The organism is Roseateles sp. So40a (genome assembly GCF_048081605.1).
In the GTDB taxonomy this organism is placed as follows: Bacteria; Pseudomonadota; Gammaproteobacteria; order Burkholderiales; family Burkholderiaceae_C; genus Roseateles.
In genome coordinates this window covers 4,769,207-4,786,233 of record NZ_CP182288.1, presented here as the reverse complement: position 1 = coordinate 4,786,233, position 17,027 = coordinate 4,769,207, and the positions used below count along the sequence as shown (strand labels likewise).

Genomic DNA, 17,027 nt, shown 5'->3' with positions numbered 1-17,027 from the left:
GTTGCATGCCGCTCGGTCCGCTTCAATGAGCGCGCACCGCTTTTGATCTTGCATTTCGCAGGAAGAAGGCCAGGACGAGCAGAAGAACGGCCCCCTGGGCGGTCAGGCCGATGACCGATGGATAGACCCCCAGAACTTCGAGACGCGGAGCGGACAGCGCGCTCGGCGCGATCCAGCCAGCCTCTTGCAGGGCGGCCACGCCCTTGCCCGTCAGGACCACAGCGAGGATGGCCACGAGCCACGAACTCACGGAGAAGAACTTGCCGATCGGAAGCCGGGCGCTGTACCGCAGCAGGAGCACCGTGATGAGCACCAGGAAAAGCACCCCGACGCCCAGACCCGCAAGAATGGCACCGTCGTTTCCCTGGCCCCACAATGCGGCGTAGAACAGGATCGTCTCAAACACCTCGCGGTAAACGGCCACGAAGGCCAGACCGAACATGAAGAAGGCCGATCGTCGGTTCAGCGCTGCGGACATGCGCTCGCGGAGGTAGGCCTGCCATTGGCCGGCCACGCTCTTCTGATGCATCCAGATGCCAACGCTCAGGAGCACGATGGCCGCGAACAGGCTCGACAGCCCCTCGGTGACCTCACGGTTGGCGCCGCTGATCGACACCGCATACGTCGCGATGGCCCAGGTGACGCCCCCGACCGCCAGGGCGCCAATCCAGCCTGCATGAACGTACGGCAGCACGTCGGGACGCTTGGCCTGTCGCAGGAACGCGATCATCGCGACCACGACCAGCAGCGCTTCGATGCCTTCGCGCAGCAGGATGGTCAGGCTTCCGAAGAATGCGGCCGTCGAGTCAGCGCCCGCGGATGCCAGCACTTGATCTGCGGCGTCGAACAGCCCGTCAATCTTGGCGGCAGACGCTTCGATTACTTGAAGCGGGGCTTGGGATGCGATCAGCGAGCGGTACTGGCCCATCGCCACTTCGATCTGGTCCTTCAGGGAGCCTTCACGGGCTGCCAGCGCTTGCTCGTAAGGTTCCACGCCGTCGAGATAGGAAGACAACGCCAGCTCGGCGGCGTCCTTGGGCTTGCCCGCCTTGAACGCGTCAACGCTTTGATGCAACCGCTCGCGCGCCAGCGTGAGGCTGTTCGCGCTCGGCGCCGCAAGTGCCTCCGGGTGCGCATGGAGATAGGCCATCGTCGCCGCAGCTTGGGCCTCCCCGAGGGCGCCCGCGAGTTCGGATTCAGTCAGGCGAACGAAGTGATCGATCCCGCTGACCTCGCTGCGCGCCTTATCGGATTCCTTCCAGATGCGCTGTCCCTGCTCGCGCTGCTTGTCGTCATGGGCGAAAGTGCCCAAGTACATCGCGACCGCCCAACGATCTTCCTCGGAGAGCTGACCAAACGCAGGCATCGCGGTTCCGGCGATCCCCTGGCTGGCCGCTTGGTACAGCGCGAACACGCTGCGCTGGCGAGCCCGGTCGTGGTCAGTGAACGCGATCGGCTTGGGATCGAGCTGCTTGGCCAGAGGGCCGTCGCCGTTGCCCGACGCTCCATGGCAGGCCGCGCAGTTCGCCGCGTAGACCGAGGCGCCCAGCTTCAGGTCAGGCAGCGCGGTGGGTGCGAGCGGGACCGGGTAGACCGCGATCAGGTGATTCGCCAACGCCTTGGCCAAACCACCGACCTTGGTGGCATCGGATTTGGCAGCAATCTCCGCTTGAAGGGCCTCGCTTTCGCGCAGCAAGGTCGCGCGTTCGGGCTTGTCTTCCAAGGCAGCGATCTTGTCGTGCGCGGTCTTGGCGAACTCCCGCATCTCGTCGTACTCGGACTGCGCAACGATCTTGCCGTCCTGTACCGCACCCGAATAGTCGACAGCCAAGTAATCGAGGATCTGCCATATGCGGCGCACGTCAGCCTCCGCGGCACTCGCAGCGCCGCTCACCACCATGCTGAAGAGGATCAAGCCCGCTGTGAGGATCTTGCGCGCCATGCTGAGACCGGCATGTAGAACGCCGTGAGTGCGACTCATTGTTGTTCCCGAACGAAAAGGCGGCCCGTCGAGCGGGCCTAAAGATTGCGTTAACTACTGCTTAGGCGAGCTAACGATTGGGCAAAAAGGATTGGGTCAAGCGCGAAGCGGTTTGAGAAGTCGCAGCCCGTTGAACACCACCAGCAAGCTGGCTCCCATGTCGGCGAACACGGCCATCCACATGGAGGCGCTGCCGAACACCGCCAAGACAAAGAAAACGGCCTTGATGCCCAGCGCGAGCGTGATGTTCTGCCAAAGGATCGAGTATGTCCGCTTCGAAAGCCTGATGGTTTCTGCAACCTTGCGGAGGTCGTCGTTCATGATCAAGACGTCGGCGGCTTCCTTAGCGGTGTCCGTGCCCGCAGCGCCCATGGAGAACCCCACCGAGGCGGCGGCCAGCGACGGACTGTCATTGACCCCGTCGCCGACCATGCCTACATCCTGAGCCGCAGCGGTTTGGGTCACCCATGCCTGCTTGTCTTGGGGCAGCAAGTTCGCGCGAACCTCGTCGACGCCGACCTCCTGACCAATCGCCTTGGCCGTCGCCTCGTTGTCCCCGGTCAGCATGACCGTGCGCACGCCTACGGCCTTGAGTTCGGCGATCGCCTGGCGGCTTGTGTCTTTGGTGGTGTCTGCAACGGCAAACATCGCGAGCACTTGGCTGCTGCTGGCAAGCAGGGAGAGCGTGCGGCCTTGCGACTCGTGCTTAAGCAGGGCCGCCTCCAGCTCGGCCGAACACTGTCCGCGTTCGTGGATCCAGCGGTGGTTGCCCAGGACGTACTCGACACCGTCGATCGTGCCGTGAACGCCTTTGCCCAGTTCAGCGCCGAAGGCCGTCACCTCAAGGGGCTCGCCGGCCAGACCGTCCACGACAGCCTTGGACACCGGATGATCGGATCGGGCCGCCAGGCTCTTGGCCAAGCGAAGGACCTTGCCCTCGTCGCCGCTGTCAGCAACGACCTGGCTCGCCACCAACTTGGGCCGTCCCTCGGTCAGGGTGCCGGTCTTGTCCAGGCCAAGGACGGAGAGTTTGCGGGCATGCTCCAGGTAGGCGCCCCCCTTGATCAAGATGCCGCGGCGCGCAGCAGCTGCGAGGCCGCTCACAACAGTCACCGGCGTGGAGATCACCAGCGCACACGGGCAGGCGATGACAAGCAGCACCAGTGCTTTGTAGACGGCGGTCATCCAGTCCCAGCCAAGCAGAAGCGGCGTACCCAGCGCCACCGCGAGCGCCAATACGAAGATCGCCGGTGTGTAGACGGCGGCGAACTTGTCGACGAACCGCTGCGTCGGCGCGCGTTGGCTCTGGGCCTCTTCGACTGCGTGGATGATTCCAGCAAGCACCGTGTCGCTGGCCGGCTTGGTGACGCGGAACTCCAGCGAGCCGCTCTGGTTGATCGTTCCCGCAAATACGTCGTCGCCTGGCGCCTTGTCCACCGGCACGCTCTCGCCCGTCACCGGCGATTGGTCCACGGCGCCATGGCCAGCGCTCACGCGGCCGTCCAGTGCAAATCGTTCGCCAGGCTTGACCCGCACGAGCGAGCCGACCTGGACAAGCTTGGCTTGTCGGAGCGTCCAGGACCCATCCGGCTGCTGGACTTCCGCTTGGCTGGGTGAAAGCGACAGCAGCCCTGCGATGGCGTTTCTTGCCCTGTCGACCGAGCGGGCTTCGATCAGCTCGGCCAGCGAGTACAGGGCCATCACCATGGCGGCCTCAGGCCACTGACCAATGAGGAAGGCGCCGATCACGGCCACGCTCATCAGCGCGTTGATGTTGAGCTGCCCGCGCAGCAGCGCGGACAGCCCCTTCTTGAAGACAGAAAGGCCCGAGAGAGCAATGGCCGCAGCCGCAGCGCCCATGCCGACTACCTTCCAGACGGTGGTGTCGGGAGCGAAGAAATGGAAGCCTTCCGCGAGGATGGCCACCGCCAGCGCAGCGATCAACCGCGTCAACTCGGCGCGTTGGGATTTCGCAGTCAATTCGGCCGACGGTGGCTCGCTGAGCACCTCAGACTTGAAGCCGGTTGCCAGCAGCGCCTGCACCACGGCATCCTTGGCCCAAGCCGGCGCGTCCACCGACAGTGTGCGTGCGGGAAGGTCGAACTGTAGGCGACGGACATCTGGGACCCGCTCAAGCGCGCGTCGAATCTGCGCCTCCTCGGTCGGGCAATCCATCGCTGGCACGCGTAGCAGCAGGCCTGCGAAGGCGGTGCCGCCGTGCGGCGCCGCCTCGCTGGAAACGGCGATCCGCTCCGAGCACGAGGGGTCGCGACATGCCGTGGCGCCAGCGGACACCGCGCCCATCTCGACGTGCGTCTCAGATGCCGACTCGGGCGATTGCGCCGCAGGAACCGTAGCGAAGCCCAAGCCGTTGATGGCCGCGATCACGTGCGGCCACGCGTCTTGAGGAGCGTCGACAGCTAAGCCGCGCTGAGCCAGATCGAACCGCATGTGCCGAACGCCGGCGATCTTTTCCACCGCTGCTCGAATGGGACGCTCCTCGTTGGGGCAGTCCATGGAAGGGATGTGCAGGTCGAGGACGCTGGTGTGTGCGCTGGCGAGCGCCGACGCCTTGGGGGCCTCGGCCTGGTCACCGCAGCCTGACGAGGAACAGCTGCCCGCGCAGGCGGCTGTGCCTACCGTAGCCTTGGAGGCAGTGATGTCATTCAGCGAAGAGGTGCTCATGCCCCGATTGGAAAACCTATACCGACTACAGAGTCAACCCAATGACCCCTAAAATCGAGATGACTTATCCGCTGCCGGGAGCCCCATGAAGATTGGCGAACTCTCCTCCGCCGCATCGACGCCGATCGAAACGATCCGGTTCTATGAACGGGAAGGTTTACTTCCGGCGCCGGCGCGGACCTCCGGAAACTTTCGGATCTACGAAGCGGCCCACCTGGATCGCCTTCAGATGATTCGGTACTGCCGTAGCCTGGACATGTCTTTAGACGAGGTGCGGGTGTTGCTTCGTTTTCGTGATGAGCCCGCCGCCGCGTGCGGCGACGTAAACGCGTTGTTGGACGAGCACATTGGTCATGTCTCAAAACGCATCGAGGAGCTGCGTCTGCTGGAAGAGCAGCTCGTGGATCTGCGCAGGCGATGCGACGACGAGCGTACGGCCCAGCATTGCGGCATCCTTGCCGGGCTGAACGAAGCTTCGCAGGAGGGGCTCTCGACGGCCGTTCCCAAGCGACGCGCCGTTCACGGACACTGACCTTAACTCGCCGCACCCACCGCTATCTACCAGCGCGCCGCCGCCGCCTTCGGATGGGCTGACAGCTGTCATGAACGTTGCACCTGAATATGCCGCCTCAGCACTGCAGGAACAAGTTGTAGGGTGCGTAGAACGGGATCTAACATCTCAGCCAGGCTCCTCATTCTCACGACCCACGGCAGCTTCCAGCTGCAGCTTCACTGGCTATGGAATCTGGCGAGGCGCTTGGAAGCGGCAACTGCAATTCATCGAGTGCGCCCGCCCTGTCAGAGCATGACAGGGCTGCGGGATGGCATCGCGAGGCTTCCCGGTCATAGCCAGCGGCTCGCAAGCACCGCAGCCCAGACTGTCGCAGCCAACGCGATGGCGAGCAAGACAGCGGCGCTGCCCATGTCTTTGGCCCGCTTGGACAACTCGTGACGGTCAAAAGAGATCCGATCAATCGCGGCTTCAAGAGCTGAGTTGAGCAGCTCCACGATAAGCACCAACCAGATCGACGATATCAGCAGCGCCCGCTCAACGCCGTTTCCTCCCAACCAGAGCGCAAGCGGCATCAGCACGATGGCGACCGCTACCTCCTGTCGGAAGGCGGACTCGCCGACAAACGCAGCTCGAAGGCCTTGCAGCGAATACCCAAACGCATGTACGAGCCGATCGAGGCCCGTTCGGCCCTTGTGGGGATTCACCGCTTGCCCTTCACGTGACCTTCGAGTTCCGCGAACGACGGACGCTCGGTCGAATAGAGCACCTTGCGACCGAACTCGATGGCCACTTGCGGCGCGTAACCCTGCATGGAAGCCAGGAGCGTGGTCTTGATGCACTGAAGCTCCTTGCCGGCCTCGTCCACCTTGGATTCGAGCGCGCCGGCCAACGGCTCAGCGAAGGCGTAGGCCAGCAGGATCCCGAGGAAGGTCCCCACCAGCGCCGAACCGATCATCCCGCCCAGCACCGCCGGCGGTTGGCCGACCGAGCCCATGGTGTTCACCACGCCCAGCACCGCAGCCACGATGCCGAAGGCCGGCAGACCGCCCGCCAGGCGCTGCACCGCGATCACGGCGAGGAAGGCCTCGTGATGATGCGTGTCGATCTCAGCGTCCATCAGGGACTCGATCTCGTGCGCATTCAGGTTGCCCGAGACCATCATCCGCAGGTAGTCGGTGATGAACTCGGTGACGTGGTGATCGTTGCCCACCGCCGCATATTTCTGAAACAGTGGCGAGCTGTGCGGATCCTCGACGTCCTTCTCGATGGACATCAGGCCTTCCTTGCGAGCCTTCTGAAGGATGTCGTACATGAGCGCCAGCAGCTCCATGTAGCGCGCCTTCGTGTACTTGCTGCCCTTAAAGCAGGCTGCGAGACCCTTCACCGTCGCCTTCATGACCTTGGGAGGATTGGTCGCCAACATGGCGCCGATCGCCGCGCCGAAGATGGTGGTCATCTCGAACGGCAAGGCTTTGAGCACGACACCGATATTGCCCCCGTGCGCGATGAACACGCCAAAGATGCAAGCCAAGGCGAGCGCCCACCCGATGGCTATGAACATTGATCAATCTCCAAAATTGAGGTGCTGCGCGTCGACGATTTCGCCGTGACGGCCACGGCGCAGAGGCCGCGACCAAAAGGCGCGGCGAGTTGATGAGGTGTCATGCCGGCTTCGCGTGCGCGCGCCGCGTTGGGCAGCGTCCCGCGATTCATCCGGCCGGCCCTGCGCGGACCAGCAGGACATAGCCATCGGCATCGAAGAGCACATGCAGCTGGGAGCGGCGGCCCTCGGACAGGGAGCGCCAGGACTTCTCGGTGGTCACCAGGAACTCGTGCTCGTGAAGCGGACCGAGCTTCGGATCCCGGCGAAGCCAAAGGTCAAGCTCTTCGTCCTTGACCACGTCGTGCGCCTTGCCGCCCGTGTAGAAACTGGCGGAGTACGGCAGCGCATTGAGGAACGACACTTCCGAGGCTTTGTGACCGCCCGACAGCAGCGGGAGCAGCACGCCAGATGCTGATCGGATGGCGCCAATCGCCCCTTGGCTCAAGAGCAACGCTGCGGCCGCACCGGCCAGGATGACAAGTCCAGTCGCGACAAGCCCGTGAACAACGCGTTGCCGCGAATCTCGTGCAAGCCAGCGCCCGGCAAGAATCGCCAACGCAGGCGCGGCCGGAAGCACGTACGTCCAAAGAATGTTCCTCGACGCCGAGAACAGCAGCGCTGGCGTCAACGCCCATGCGACGAGTAGCGCCGTGTCCGGAGATCTCCCCGATCGCGTACCGCCGGCGATTTGTCTCGCGGCCCCGCGCCTGCCGATCAGCAGCCAGGGCAGAAGCAGGCTCCAAGGCAAGAATCCGACTGCCTGGTATGCCCAGACGATTCCCCTGGCCTGCTCGTGCGCGGTGCCATAGAGGTCACCGGTCCATCCCGGCTGCGTGAACCGGCTCCAGTGCTCCCCGACAAGGAAGTATTCAAGGAACCCTGGGCTGCGAAGTTCCGCCAGCGCGTACCAAGGTCCAGCAATGCTCAAGACCAGCAGTCCCCCCTTGAACCAGGGCAGCGCGGTCACATCTCGGAAGGCACCGCGACAGCTCAGGCCATGCACGACGACCGGGACCAAAGATAGAACAAGCGCCACCGGACCCTTTGCCAGCAGTCCCAAGGCGAGCCCCACAAAGAACGCCAGTGCGCCTACACGCACTCTGGTCAGGTTGGTCCCGGAGATCGCCCACCAGAAGCCGCCAATGCTGAGCGTCACGGCGACGGTCAGAGCCATGTCGGTCATCACTGCGCCCGCACTCACGAAGAACACCGCGCTGCTCCACAACACGGCGACGCCAAGGATGGCCTCGCGGGAACTGGAGTCACGCAACCATCTCCAGACGATCAGCGTGGCCATCATGGCGAGCACCAGCATGGGCAGGCGAGCACCCCACTCGTTGGCGCCGAGAGCCAGTTGACCGGTCGCGGAGAACCAGGTCGACAGCGGCGGCTTGCCCCAGAAGACGACATCCCCAGGCAGGTGAAGATTGATCCAGTCGCCGCCCGACATCATGATTCGAGCGATCTCCGCGTACCGGGCCTCGGTGTTGTCCGAGAGCGGGTAGGTTCCCAGCGTCAGGGTGCGAAGGCCGATGCACAGCGCCAACAAGACGACCACCCAGAACGTGGTCGATATCGCTCTGGGAGGTGTGTGAGACGCTTCGAGTACATCCAAGGCGCGGTTCACCACGGCCTGGCTCCAGCGACCCACAGGGGTGGCGAGGACACCGCGGGACGGAACTCTTCGATCAGGTACAGCGGCCTGGCTTTGGACTCGATGAAAAGACGGCTCACGTACTCACCGAGGATGCCGATGGCCATCAGCTGAAGTCCGCCGAGGATCAGAATGCTGATGATCAGGGTCGGAAACCCATGTATGGGCTCGCCAAACAGCGCTGTCTTCGCGAGGAAGTACACCGCGTAGAGGAAAGACGCGACAGCGCAGGTCAGGCCCACGTAGGTGGCCATCTTCAACGGCACCGTCGAGAATCCGACGATCCCCTCCACCGCGAAGCGCCAGAGCTTGCGAAAGCCCCACTTGGTGTGGCCTTGGTTTCTCGCGTCCCGGTCATAGTCGATCGTGACAGCCTTGAACCCGACCCACGCAAACAGGCCCTTCATGAAGCGGTTGCGTTCCGGGATCCGATTGATGGCGTCAACAACGCGACGGCTCAGCAGGCGGAAGTCCCCCACGTCGGGCGGCATGGAGGTATCCGACAGCATGTTGAAGATGCGGTAGAACGCGAACGCCGAAAACGTCTTGAGCCAGCTCTCTCCGGCGCGCGACCTCCGGCGCATCGTGACGACATCGGCGCCTTCCTCCCAAGTACGAATCATCTCGGGGATCAACGCGGGAGGATCTTGGAGGTCGGCGTCGATCAGGATCACCGCTTCGCCGCGCGCCAGATGCAGCCCCGCGGTCATGGCCGCTTCCTTGCCGAAATTTCGGCTGAAGGCTGCGACACCCACGCGAGGGTCTAGCGCTCGGAGCGCGTTCAAGGCGTCGCGCGTCCCGTCAGTGCTGCCGTCGTCGATGTAGAGGATCTCTACGCGTCGATCCAGAGACAGCAGTGCTAAGCTCAGTCTTTCGTGGAATGCCTTCAGGCTGGCCGCTTCATTGAAGACCGGCACGACGACGGAAACTGCACCGGCCATCTGGCGCATTGGCGCGGCGGGGACAAGTTGAAGGGGAGCCGGGGACCAGGCAGTGTTGAACATCTCAACCAAGCTCCTCTCCCTCGTGCCCCATGGCTGCATCCAGCTGCAACTTCACTTGGCGGGCCCATCGAGGTCCACCGCGCATGGCATCCAACTCGTCAGAACTCGCCTTCGCGAAGTAGAGAGACTCAGACAATCCGTGGTTGTCCAACGCCTGCTTCAATCTGGCCGCGCGATGCCGGAGCTCGATATCACGAGGCCCAGAGCCCTGCACGCTGCCATCAGCGAGGTAGCCCGCGCTGCGCTTCAGTGTCTGCAAGGTCGAAGAGGAGAGCGCAGGTATAGCCCGCGGAGAAGACAGCCTGGCATGTTGGATGAACGGGTTCTTCCCCACGACCAAGCCCCATGGCCGCAGTCCTTCGACGATGTCTACGGTCATGGCTTCGAGCTTGGTGAGACCAAAGTCCCTTGCCACCCTCAACCGTGCGGCCAAGGCGCCGTTGGTCTTCGCGACTTCGAAGATGCCGCGCGCAGCGTCGGACTCGCAACCTTGAACCGGGAGGATTAAGGTGCGGATCAGTCCCTGGGCTTGGAAGTCCTGAGACTGCGAGGCCAGGTACAGCCAGTGCATCCCTTGTTCAGCATCGCGTAGGGATGCAGCGGCGCGCAGGATCGTTGCGCCCAGCCGGCGCTGCGCTGAGACGTCCCCGCTCGCTGCAGCCTTCTCCAAGAAGAAGCGCGCCATCGGAGGATTGGCTACGGAGCTGTGGTTGTTGGCATGCAGTTCGTAGAGCCGGGTCCAGGCTTCGCCATACCCAGCGTCGGCTGCCCGCATGAGCAAGGCAGAAGCCTTGCGCCTGTTCGGCGCCGGCACCAGCATGTCCCAGTCAATCGATCCGACGTTGTTGCCGCTCAGCGCCTGGCCCAGCAGTAACGCCGCGGCACAGTTCCCGCGATCAACGCAGTCATCGAGCAACACCTCGATGGCCTTCGTATCGACCGTGATCCGCACGTCGGGGATCGACTTGGCAAAGCTGATCGCCGCGTACACCTGATCGGCCAGGGTCGAGTTGGATAACTGCCCGAGGGCCAAGCTCACCGCGAGGGCTCGCAGTAGAAGGCGCGGCTCCTTTCTAACCAGCGCCCGCTCCATCGCCAACGCGATCAGCTCGGGCCATCCAATCTTCGGGACCCCCAGCAGCGCCTTTACACGCACCACCGCCGCATCGTCGGAGTCAACCGCGGAGGCCGGCAGCGTCAGCGCGTCCTTTGCTCCGACCTGACCAGACCTCGCAGCAAGCCCAAGCCAGCCCATCGCCTCGCGTTGATCGACCTGCGTGAGCAGATTCCAGATAGCGACTCTGAGCTGCGCTTCTCCGCTACCCAGGCGTGCCGCCCGCTCAAGGGTGGCGACGCGTCCGTGAACAGCGATCTCATGCAAATCGAGCGCCTCAACGATAAGACGTTGAGCCTCTTCTTCCCTGAGAGTCTCGACATGACTCAGGTACTCAAGTCCAAGCGGCACGTGCCGCGGGAATCCCTTCATCCCTTCCAAGTACATGCGCCCCGCCTCGAAGCAGGCCGCAGCATCTCCTCGTCTTGCCCTGGAAATCAGTTGAATGTCTTGTCTTCTCATCGAGCGCCTTTCTTCGCACTGGCGCATTTGCCGAGCATCCTCGGGACACTCGCATCGCCGGAACATCGCGAGCAGACGAGAGACTAGAGATCAGGCATTGACCAACAACTGACCGTCTGATTACCGGTTCGTCAGCTTCGATGGCGATGGCGTCGGTCGTTCCCGGACGTGTCGAACATGTGACCTCGCATCAGAAATTTCCTGCTGCTTCGGCTGTGTCCTCAGCGACACGCCTCACGACCGTTTGGACCACCGTGCGCGAGCACGCACCCGCTCAATCGGTAGAACTCGTGGATTTCCCTTGCTCTTCTCCCTAGCCTGCGTCGTGCTTGAGGCGAATCGCGTCTCTATGCATCGACCATCGAATAGGAGAAGTTCATGAATAAGCCAGTCCTCTTGGCATTGGCATGCAGCGCGCTTGCCGGCTCGGCCTTCGCGCAAACCTCGTCCGTGACGCTGTTCGGCGTCGCCGACGTTGCGGTCCGCCAGGTGAAGAACGGCAACGCGGGTACGGTCAAGGGCGTGACGTCCGGTGCCAACACGACTAGCCGGCTGGGCGTTCGTGGCGTTGAAGAACTGGGCGGCGGTCTGTCGGCTGGCTTCCACCTGGAGTCAGGCATCGATCTGGATACCGGTACCTCCAACGCGAGCAAGTACTGGAACCGCCGCTCGACGATCAGCCTGATGGGTGACTTCGGTGAGGTCCGCCTGGGCCGCGACACGACGCCGACCTACAACAACGCGCTAAATGATGAGTTCGGCATCGTGGGTGTGGGATCTCGTGGCATCTTTGTTTATGGCAGCGGCGCGAACCTGGGCAGTGGTGCAACCACGATCCAGCGTACAGACAACGGCGTGAGCTACTTCCTGCCGAAGAACCTGGGCGGCGTCTACGGTCAGTTCCATGTCGCCGCAGGCGAGGGGAACACCGTGGGCAACAAGTACTACGGCGGCCGCATCGGCTACGAAGACAAGAGCTTCCTGGTGGGCGGTGCCTACGGCACGACGGATGTCGGCGCCAACCTGTCCAAGTTCAAGAACTACAACCTGCTGTTCAACTACAAGTCGCCGTGGGGTGTGTTGCACACCCTGGTCGACGTGAAGAAGTGGGGCGAACGCAAGTCGACCGAAATCTCGCTGGGCGCGACCATCCCGGTGACCGTCGGCCAGATCCGCGTGGGCTACACCAACGCCAACCGCTCCGGCGGCGCGGTGGGTTCCGACTTCGCCGATGGCGACGACAGCACCCGCCTGGCGCTGGGCTACGTCTACGACTTCTCGAAGCGCACGGCGCTCTACGGCACCGTGGCTCGCGTGACTAACAAGGGCGCCGCTCGCAGCTCCGTGCTGTACACGACGCCGGCGGGCATGCTGGGCGGCCAGAACTCCTCCGGCGCGGAAGTGGGGGTGCGCCACAGCTTCTAAGGCTAGGCTCATTGCAAGGTAAAGGCGAAGGGGATGCGCATCGCGCATCCCCTTTTTTTACCGGCCTACCATCTGGCTTTCAGAAGCAAACACTGAGCGGGAGAGCTCATGGACGAGAGCTGGGTTCCGAATGTTGAGATCGTGCGCAGCGAATCCGGCCGTTTTGTGGCCGTGCTTGTGCTCACCCCGCCGCCGGAGCTGGGACCACCCGTGCGTGTGCCGATCGCTGGAGAGCATGACCGCCCGGAGCTCGCCGAGGAAGCTGCGCTCGACACCTTCGCCGCGATGACCCGAGGCGACTGAACCGCGCCGAAGCACATCTACATGCCTGCCGCGAGTGGATCAGCCGTCAACCACGCTTCGTGGGCGACGCGGCGTTTGGCAGAGCAGCTGCCTGTTTGAACTCCGTGGCCTCGTCGTCCAACGAGGCCATCGCCAGGGTGTACAGAATCGTGTTGCGAGCGAACTCGGCCTGCTCGCGCTCGACCTCTACGGTGTTGCCATCGATGCTGTCTTGCAACGGCTGTCTATAGCCAGCAAACGCCAGCGTGCTCGCCGGTATGAGCGGCACTTCACGCGCCGTCCCAATTTCCTTGCCATCCTGGTCGATGAGTTCCTCGGCTTGGCTTGATGCCCGCAGGACGTCTGCGAACGAGATGTCGCGCGCCTTGTAGTTGGGCGTGTCAGCGTTGGCGATGTTGCTCGCCAGCATGGCTTGGCGCTTTCCGCGAAATACCAGCGCCTGCGCCCGCCACTCATCCGATTCCTGAGCCTGCTTGGCCGTGGCGGTGCCGAACCTCGCGTCCTTGATCCCATCCATGGCATCCCCCAAAGAAGCGAAGCCGCTATTGCGGCTTCGTGGGTTTCAGGCTCGTTCGCCTTCGTTCTTGTCGACGTAAACCTTGAACGGCTTGCTTGCGAAGCCCGCCGGGGCGATCTTGGACAGGTCCACCGAGCGGTGGCCGACGACGTCGAACTTCCAGGCGAAGGTCTTCCCGCCTTGGCGGAATTGCACGGTTTGGCCACATTCGATGTTGATGGCCCGGCGCGAATCCAGGTCAACGACGAAGTCCGTCTTCTGCCCCGCGAACGGCACGCCGTAGATGGAATTTCCGTTCATCAGGCGTTCGGCCGTCTGTGCTGCGACCGGCGAGTTGAGGCCTGCGAACAGGCTGGCAGCGACAGCGATCATGGCAACGGTTCGGTTCATACAGATCTCCTTGTTCCGGTGGAGCCGTGCTCACCAAGAGCATCAACCGCATCCACCATGAACAGCACTTTAGAAATCTGCCGCTTTCAACGGACCTGTCGTAGCGATGACAAGTTTGTTAGCTCGCGCCCTTTGTTCATCGGGATTCCACGCCCCAAGGACGCGCCAGTTCCGGGATGAACAAGACAGACATCGAGCGGAGAATGGAGCGATGGAGGTGCGAAGGTGAACAACGACATCGCATCGGGCTACACGCCCGAACAGGACGACGTGCTGAAGACGCTGGGGTTGGCGGTGGTGGCTGGACAAGGCGTGGAGCGCCTGATGAGCACCTGCCTGACGTTTGTGCTCCGGGACGAGCCGCTCGTGTCGGAAGCACAGCTGGAAGGAATCCTGCGACGCCACAGCAAGGCGACGCTTGGCCAGCTACTGCGCATCTTGCGGGAGCGGGTGGACCTGCACCCCAGTTTCGACGAGCGCTTCGAGCGCTTTCTAGAGAGCCGGAACATCATCGCTCACCGCTTGTTCGACGTGCCGGGAGGCTTGGATCTTCATTCGGATGATGGGAGGAAGAACCTGAAGGCCTTCTTGTTGCGCTTCATGGAAGATGGCCAAAGCCTTTCGATGATCTTCCTTGGCGTGATCCGAAGCTGGTCTCAACAGGTCGGCATCGACCTTCCCAGCGTAGACGCCCACGCCTCGAAGGCCATGCTGGACCACGTCGATGAGAACGTGATCCCTCATCTGAGCACCCTCTTGAAGGAGAAGACCCCCGCCGCGGGCAGCGACTAGTCTGCGTATCGCAAGGGTTACGCGCCTTCGCCACGTAGCGCGATGGCAATGTTTGCGTGCAGCTGATTGCCCAAATCCGAGAGCAGCCGCGTGGCGAGCTGCGCGCTTAGAGACAAGCGCGACTTGGATGCGAGCTGGACAAAGGGGCGAACAGACCTGGCCAGATCGTCGGACGCATCGAGCACCTCCGAAAATGGACGATCCAGAAGGATCGTCAACATCAGCACTGAGCTCAACGACTTCATCGCCTCAGCTTGCCGCTTCAACGTGGCGACTTTGCAGTGCGCCAACATCGAAGGAAGCGCAAGGATCAGCTTGTCCAGATCCCGCAGCTCCCTCGTAACCCGGACGGCTGCCTGCTCAGGCATGCGCAGTCCGGCGTCGGTAGCGCTCCCGGATTCTTCAGGCTTCAGCATCGTTCAGATTCTTGCGCAGGCGCCGTAGGGGCGCATGCCGGAGGGGCGCATGCGCCCAGGCCCGAATTTTGGCCCAGTCGTGGCAGGCAGTCCTCCTCCGAGTCGGCAGCGTTTTGGCCAATCACATGGGCACCGCGCTGGAAGAGATCGTGAAGCCGATGCGCGTTTTGCCACCCTTAGACGCAGCGGTCGCCTTGCCTCCATGCATGCGCGCAATCGCAGCGACGATGGAGAGCCCAAGACCGTGATTCTTGTTGGCGCTAGTGCGAGAAGGATCCACGCGGTAGAAACGGTCGAAGAGCCTTGGCAGGTGCTCCGCGGGGATCTCCTGCCCCTCATTGATCACGCCGATATAGATCTCCCTGCCACGAGGCTCGATTTCAACCACCACGTCAGTCCCATGCGTCGCATAGCGGCGAGCGTTCCCCACCAGATTGGCGATCGCGCGCTGCAACAGGCCGGTGTCCACACTGGCTCTGGCACGCCCTCGCACGACGCCGCGAACACCCGCTTCCTGCAGCGAGCCTTCGTGATAGTCCAGTACCTCGGCACAGAGTTCTGCCAACTCCGTGACCTCATCGCGGCTGGCCTGGGCGCCGCGCTGTGCATTCGCGAGAAACAGCATGTCAGCGACGATCCTGGCGATGCGACGAAGCTCCTCGAGATTGGAATGGAGCGTCTCCTTGAGCTCGTCGGGCGAGCGAGGGCGCCGGATCGCGAAGTCGCAGCTGTTGATGAGAATCGAGAGCGGGTTGTTCAGCTCGTGTGCGACATCAGCGTTGAACGACTCCATCTGCCTGTAGGCAATGGCGAGGCGATCAAGCAGATCGTTCGTTTGAGCGATGAGCGGCTGCAGTTCTTCGACCTGGTCGCGGCCGTCGAGCCGCAGCTCCAAACGATCCGCGCTCACTGCAGCGGTCTGTCTGACAAGTGCACGAAGGGGCGCGAGTTCGCGCCTGACCCCAAAAGCCGCCGCTGCCGAGAGCACCAGGGAGCCGCCGACAGCGGCGAAACCGAGCGTCCATGCGAGCCGCAGGAGCAGCTCTTTGTCCTTGCTCTGGTCGAAGGCAAGCGACGCTGTCCCCGCGCCCCCCAGATCGGGAGGCAGCGGCACCGGGAATCGCTCGACCTTGACGTCGGCGCTCGCCGCGCGTTGCGGCGGAAGAAAGATGTGGCCCGAGTTGTCCGCCACGCTCAGCGTGAGCTCGTCGTGCCCAGCGAGAAAGTCGTTCAGCAGGTGCCGCACACTGTCCAGATCGTGCGCGCCACGACCTTCCCTCAGGAGATGCTCAACGGCCTCGCGCTTCATGTCTAGGGTCTGGTTCTGGCGCTGATCGAGCGTCAGGAAGATCACCACGTAGACAGCCACGCACACGACGCCGAGCCCCGCCATGGACTGCAGAGCGAGTCGACGAAGGAGCCGTGCCCGAAGGCTTCCCGCATGCATTGCGACGCTCATGCGGGCCGGTCTTCGATGACGTAACCCATCCCACGCACGGTGTGGATCAGGGCTCGATCGAAAGGCTGATCAATCTTCACGCGCAGTCGGCGTATGGCCACCTCGACCACATTGGTGTCACTGTCGAAGTTCATGTCCCAGACCTGCTCCGCGATCTCTGTCCTGGAGAGCACCTCGCCTTTTCGACGCATCAAGAGCGCGAGGAGACCAAACTCCTTGGTGGTGAGGTCAATCCGCTGACCGGCGCGGCTGACCTTGCGACGGATGGGATCCACCTCCAGATCGGCCACACGGTACACGGACTCCTCGGTCACCTGTCGACCGCCCGTGCGCCGGCGCAGGAGAACCTGCACCCGGGCCACGAGTTCGGAGAACGCGTAGGGCTTGGTGAGGTAGTCGTCAGCGCCGCTTTGCAGGCCCTTGACGCGATCTTCGACGCGCGAGCGTGCCGTGACCATCAGGATGGGTACATCGCTGCTCTGACGGATCGCGCTCAGCATGGCGAGCCCATCAATGCCCGGCAACTGCCCGTCAAGGATGAGCAAGTCGTAGTTGTTGACCGAGGCCATGTGCAGTCCGTCGACGCCGTTGTGGGCGACCTCCACGGAGTAGCCCTCCTCGGTGAGGCCCTTGCGAAGGTACTCAGCGGCCTTTTCCTCGTCCTCGACGATCAAAAGTTTCATGGGCGGATCTCGTTGTTGTTCGTCG

General features: G+C 63.0%; 16 protein-coding genes. 4 read left to right on the top strand and 12 right to left on the bottom strand.

Going from position 1 to position 17,027, the window contains the following annotated elements; translation table 11 throughout:
* Positions 1–22: 22 nt before the first annotated feature.
* A complete protein-coding gene (locus ACNI65_RS21785; protein WP_416759340.1) occupies positions 23–1,942 on the bottom strand; it encodes an FTR1 family protein in 1,920 nt (639 codons plus the stop codon).
* A gap of 135 nt (positions 1,943–2,077) precedes the next feature.
* Positions 2,078–4,666 (bottom strand): heavy metal translocating P-type ATPase, encoded by a 2,589-nt coding sequence (locus ACNI65_RS21780; RefSeq protein WP_416759338.1) that lies wholly within the window; start codon positions 4,664–4,666, stop codon positions 2,078–2,080.
* 85 nt (positions 4,667–4,751) lie between these two features.
* Between ACNI65_RS21780 and cadR the strand changes: the two genes are divergently transcribed.
* A complete protein-coding gene (gene cadR, locus ACNI65_RS21775; RefSeq protein ID WP_088404245.1) occupies positions 4,752–5,198 on the top strand; it encodes a Cd(II)/Pb(II)-responsive transcriptional regulator in 447 nt (148 codons plus the stop codon).
* A gap of 311 nt (positions 5,199–5,509) precedes the next feature.
* On the opposite strand, the gene ACNI65_RS21770 is transcribed toward cadR, so the two are convergent.
* The 5 genes from ACNI65_RS21770 to ACNI65_RS21750 all read right to left on the bottom strand — a co-directional run bounded on the left by ACNI65_RS21770 (position 5,510) and on the right by ACNI65_RS21750 (position 11,017).
* Positions 5,510–5,884 (bottom strand): diacylglycerol kinase, encoded by a 375-nt coding sequence (locus tag ACNI65_RS21770; protein WP_088404246.1) that lies wholly within the window; start codon positions 5,882–5,884, stop codon positions 5,510–5,512.
* Entirely contained in the window at positions 5,881–6,741 is an 861-nt protein-coding gene (gene motA, locus ACNI65_RS21765) for a flagellar motor stator protein MotA (protein ID WP_416759335.1), read from the bottom strand. The genes ACNI65_RS21770 and motA overlap by 4 nt, the downstream gene beginning before the upstream one ends.
* A 148-nt stretch (positions 6,742–6,889) precedes the next feature.
* The gene (locus ACNI65_RS21760) at positions 6,890–8,413 is read right to left on the bottom strand and encodes an ArnT family glycosyltransferase (RefSeq protein ID WP_416759333.1); all 1,524 of its coding nucleotides are present in this window, start codon (positions 8,411–8,413) and stop codon (positions 6,890–6,892) included.
* Positions 8,407–9,441: a glycosyltransferase family 2 protein gene (locus ACNI65_RS21755; RefSeq protein WP_416759331.1), complete on the bottom strand. Its 1,035-nt coding sequence runs from the start codon at positions 9,439–9,441 to the stop codon at positions 8,407–8,409. The genes ACNI65_RS21760 and ACNI65_RS21755 overlap by 7 nt, the downstream gene beginning before the upstream one ends.
* A gap of 1 nt (position 9,442) precedes the next feature.
* Positions 9,443–11,017: a hypothetical protein gene (locus ACNI65_RS21750; protein WP_416759330.1), complete on the bottom strand. Its 1,575-nt coding sequence runs from the start codon at positions 11,015–11,017 to the stop codon at positions 9,443–9,445.
* A 378-nt stretch (positions 11,018–11,395) separates the two neighbouring features.
* On the opposite strand from ACNI65_RS21750, the gene ACNI65_RS21745 reads away from it, so the two are divergent.
* Entirely contained in the window at positions 11,396–12,442 is a 1,047-nt protein-coding gene (locus ACNI65_RS21745) for a porin (RefSeq protein ID WP_416759328.1), read from the top strand.
* A 108-nt stretch (positions 12,443–12,550) separates the two neighbouring features.
* Complete coding sequence (locus ACNI65_RS21740; RefSeq protein ID WP_416759326.1) at positions 12,551–12,745, top strand: hypothetical protein; 195 nt, start codon at positions 12,551–12,553, stop codon at positions 12,743–12,745.
* A 46-nt stretch (positions 12,746–12,791) separates the two neighbouring features.
* On the opposite strand, the gene flgB is transcribed toward ACNI65_RS21740, so the two are convergent.
* Both flgB and ACNI65_RS21730 read right to left on the bottom strand, forming a co-directional pair.
* Complete coding sequence (gene flgB, locus ACNI65_RS21735) at positions 12,792–13,262, bottom strand: flagellar basal body rod protein FlgB (protein ID WP_416759324.1); 471 nt, start codon at positions 13,260–13,262, stop codon at positions 12,792–12,794.
* Between the two features lie 45 nt (positions 13,263–13,307).
* Complete coding sequence (locus ACNI65_RS21730; protein WP_416759323.1) at positions 13,308–13,652, bottom strand: CzcE family metal-binding protein; 345 nt, start codon at positions 13,650–13,652, stop codon at positions 13,308–13,310.
* Positions 13,653–13,877: 225 nt separating this feature from the next.
* Between ACNI65_RS21730 and ACNI65_RS21725 the strand changes: the two genes are divergently transcribed.
* Entirely contained in the window at positions 13,878–14,444 is a 567-nt protein-coding gene (locus ACNI65_RS21725; RefSeq protein ID WP_416759321.1) for a hypothetical protein, read from the top strand.
* A gap of 17 nt (positions 14,445–14,461) precedes the next feature.
* On the opposite strand, the gene ACNI65_RS21720 is transcribed toward ACNI65_RS21725, so the two are convergent.
* The 3 genes from ACNI65_RS21720 to ACNI65_RS21710 form a co-directional block, all read right to left on the bottom strand.
* Positions 14,462–14,860, bottom strand: a complete 399-nt coding sequence (locus ACNI65_RS21720) for a hypothetical protein (RefSeq protein WP_416759319.1) — start codon at positions 14,858–14,860, stop codon at positions 14,462–14,464.
* Between the two features lie 121 nt (positions 14,861–14,981).
* A complete protein-coding gene (locus ACNI65_RS21715) occupies positions 14,982–16,319 on the bottom strand; it encodes a heavy metal sensor histidine kinase (protein ID WP_416759318.1) in 1,338 nt (445 codons plus the stop codon).
* Entirely contained in the window at positions 16,316–17,002 is a 687-nt protein-coding gene (locus tag ACNI65_RS21710) for a heavy metal response regulator transcription factor (RefSeq protein WP_088384632.1), read from the bottom strand. Before ACNI65_RS21710 ends, ACNI65_RS21715 begins: the two co-directional genes overlap by 4 nt.
* Positions 17,003–17,027 lie beyond the last annotated feature (25 nt).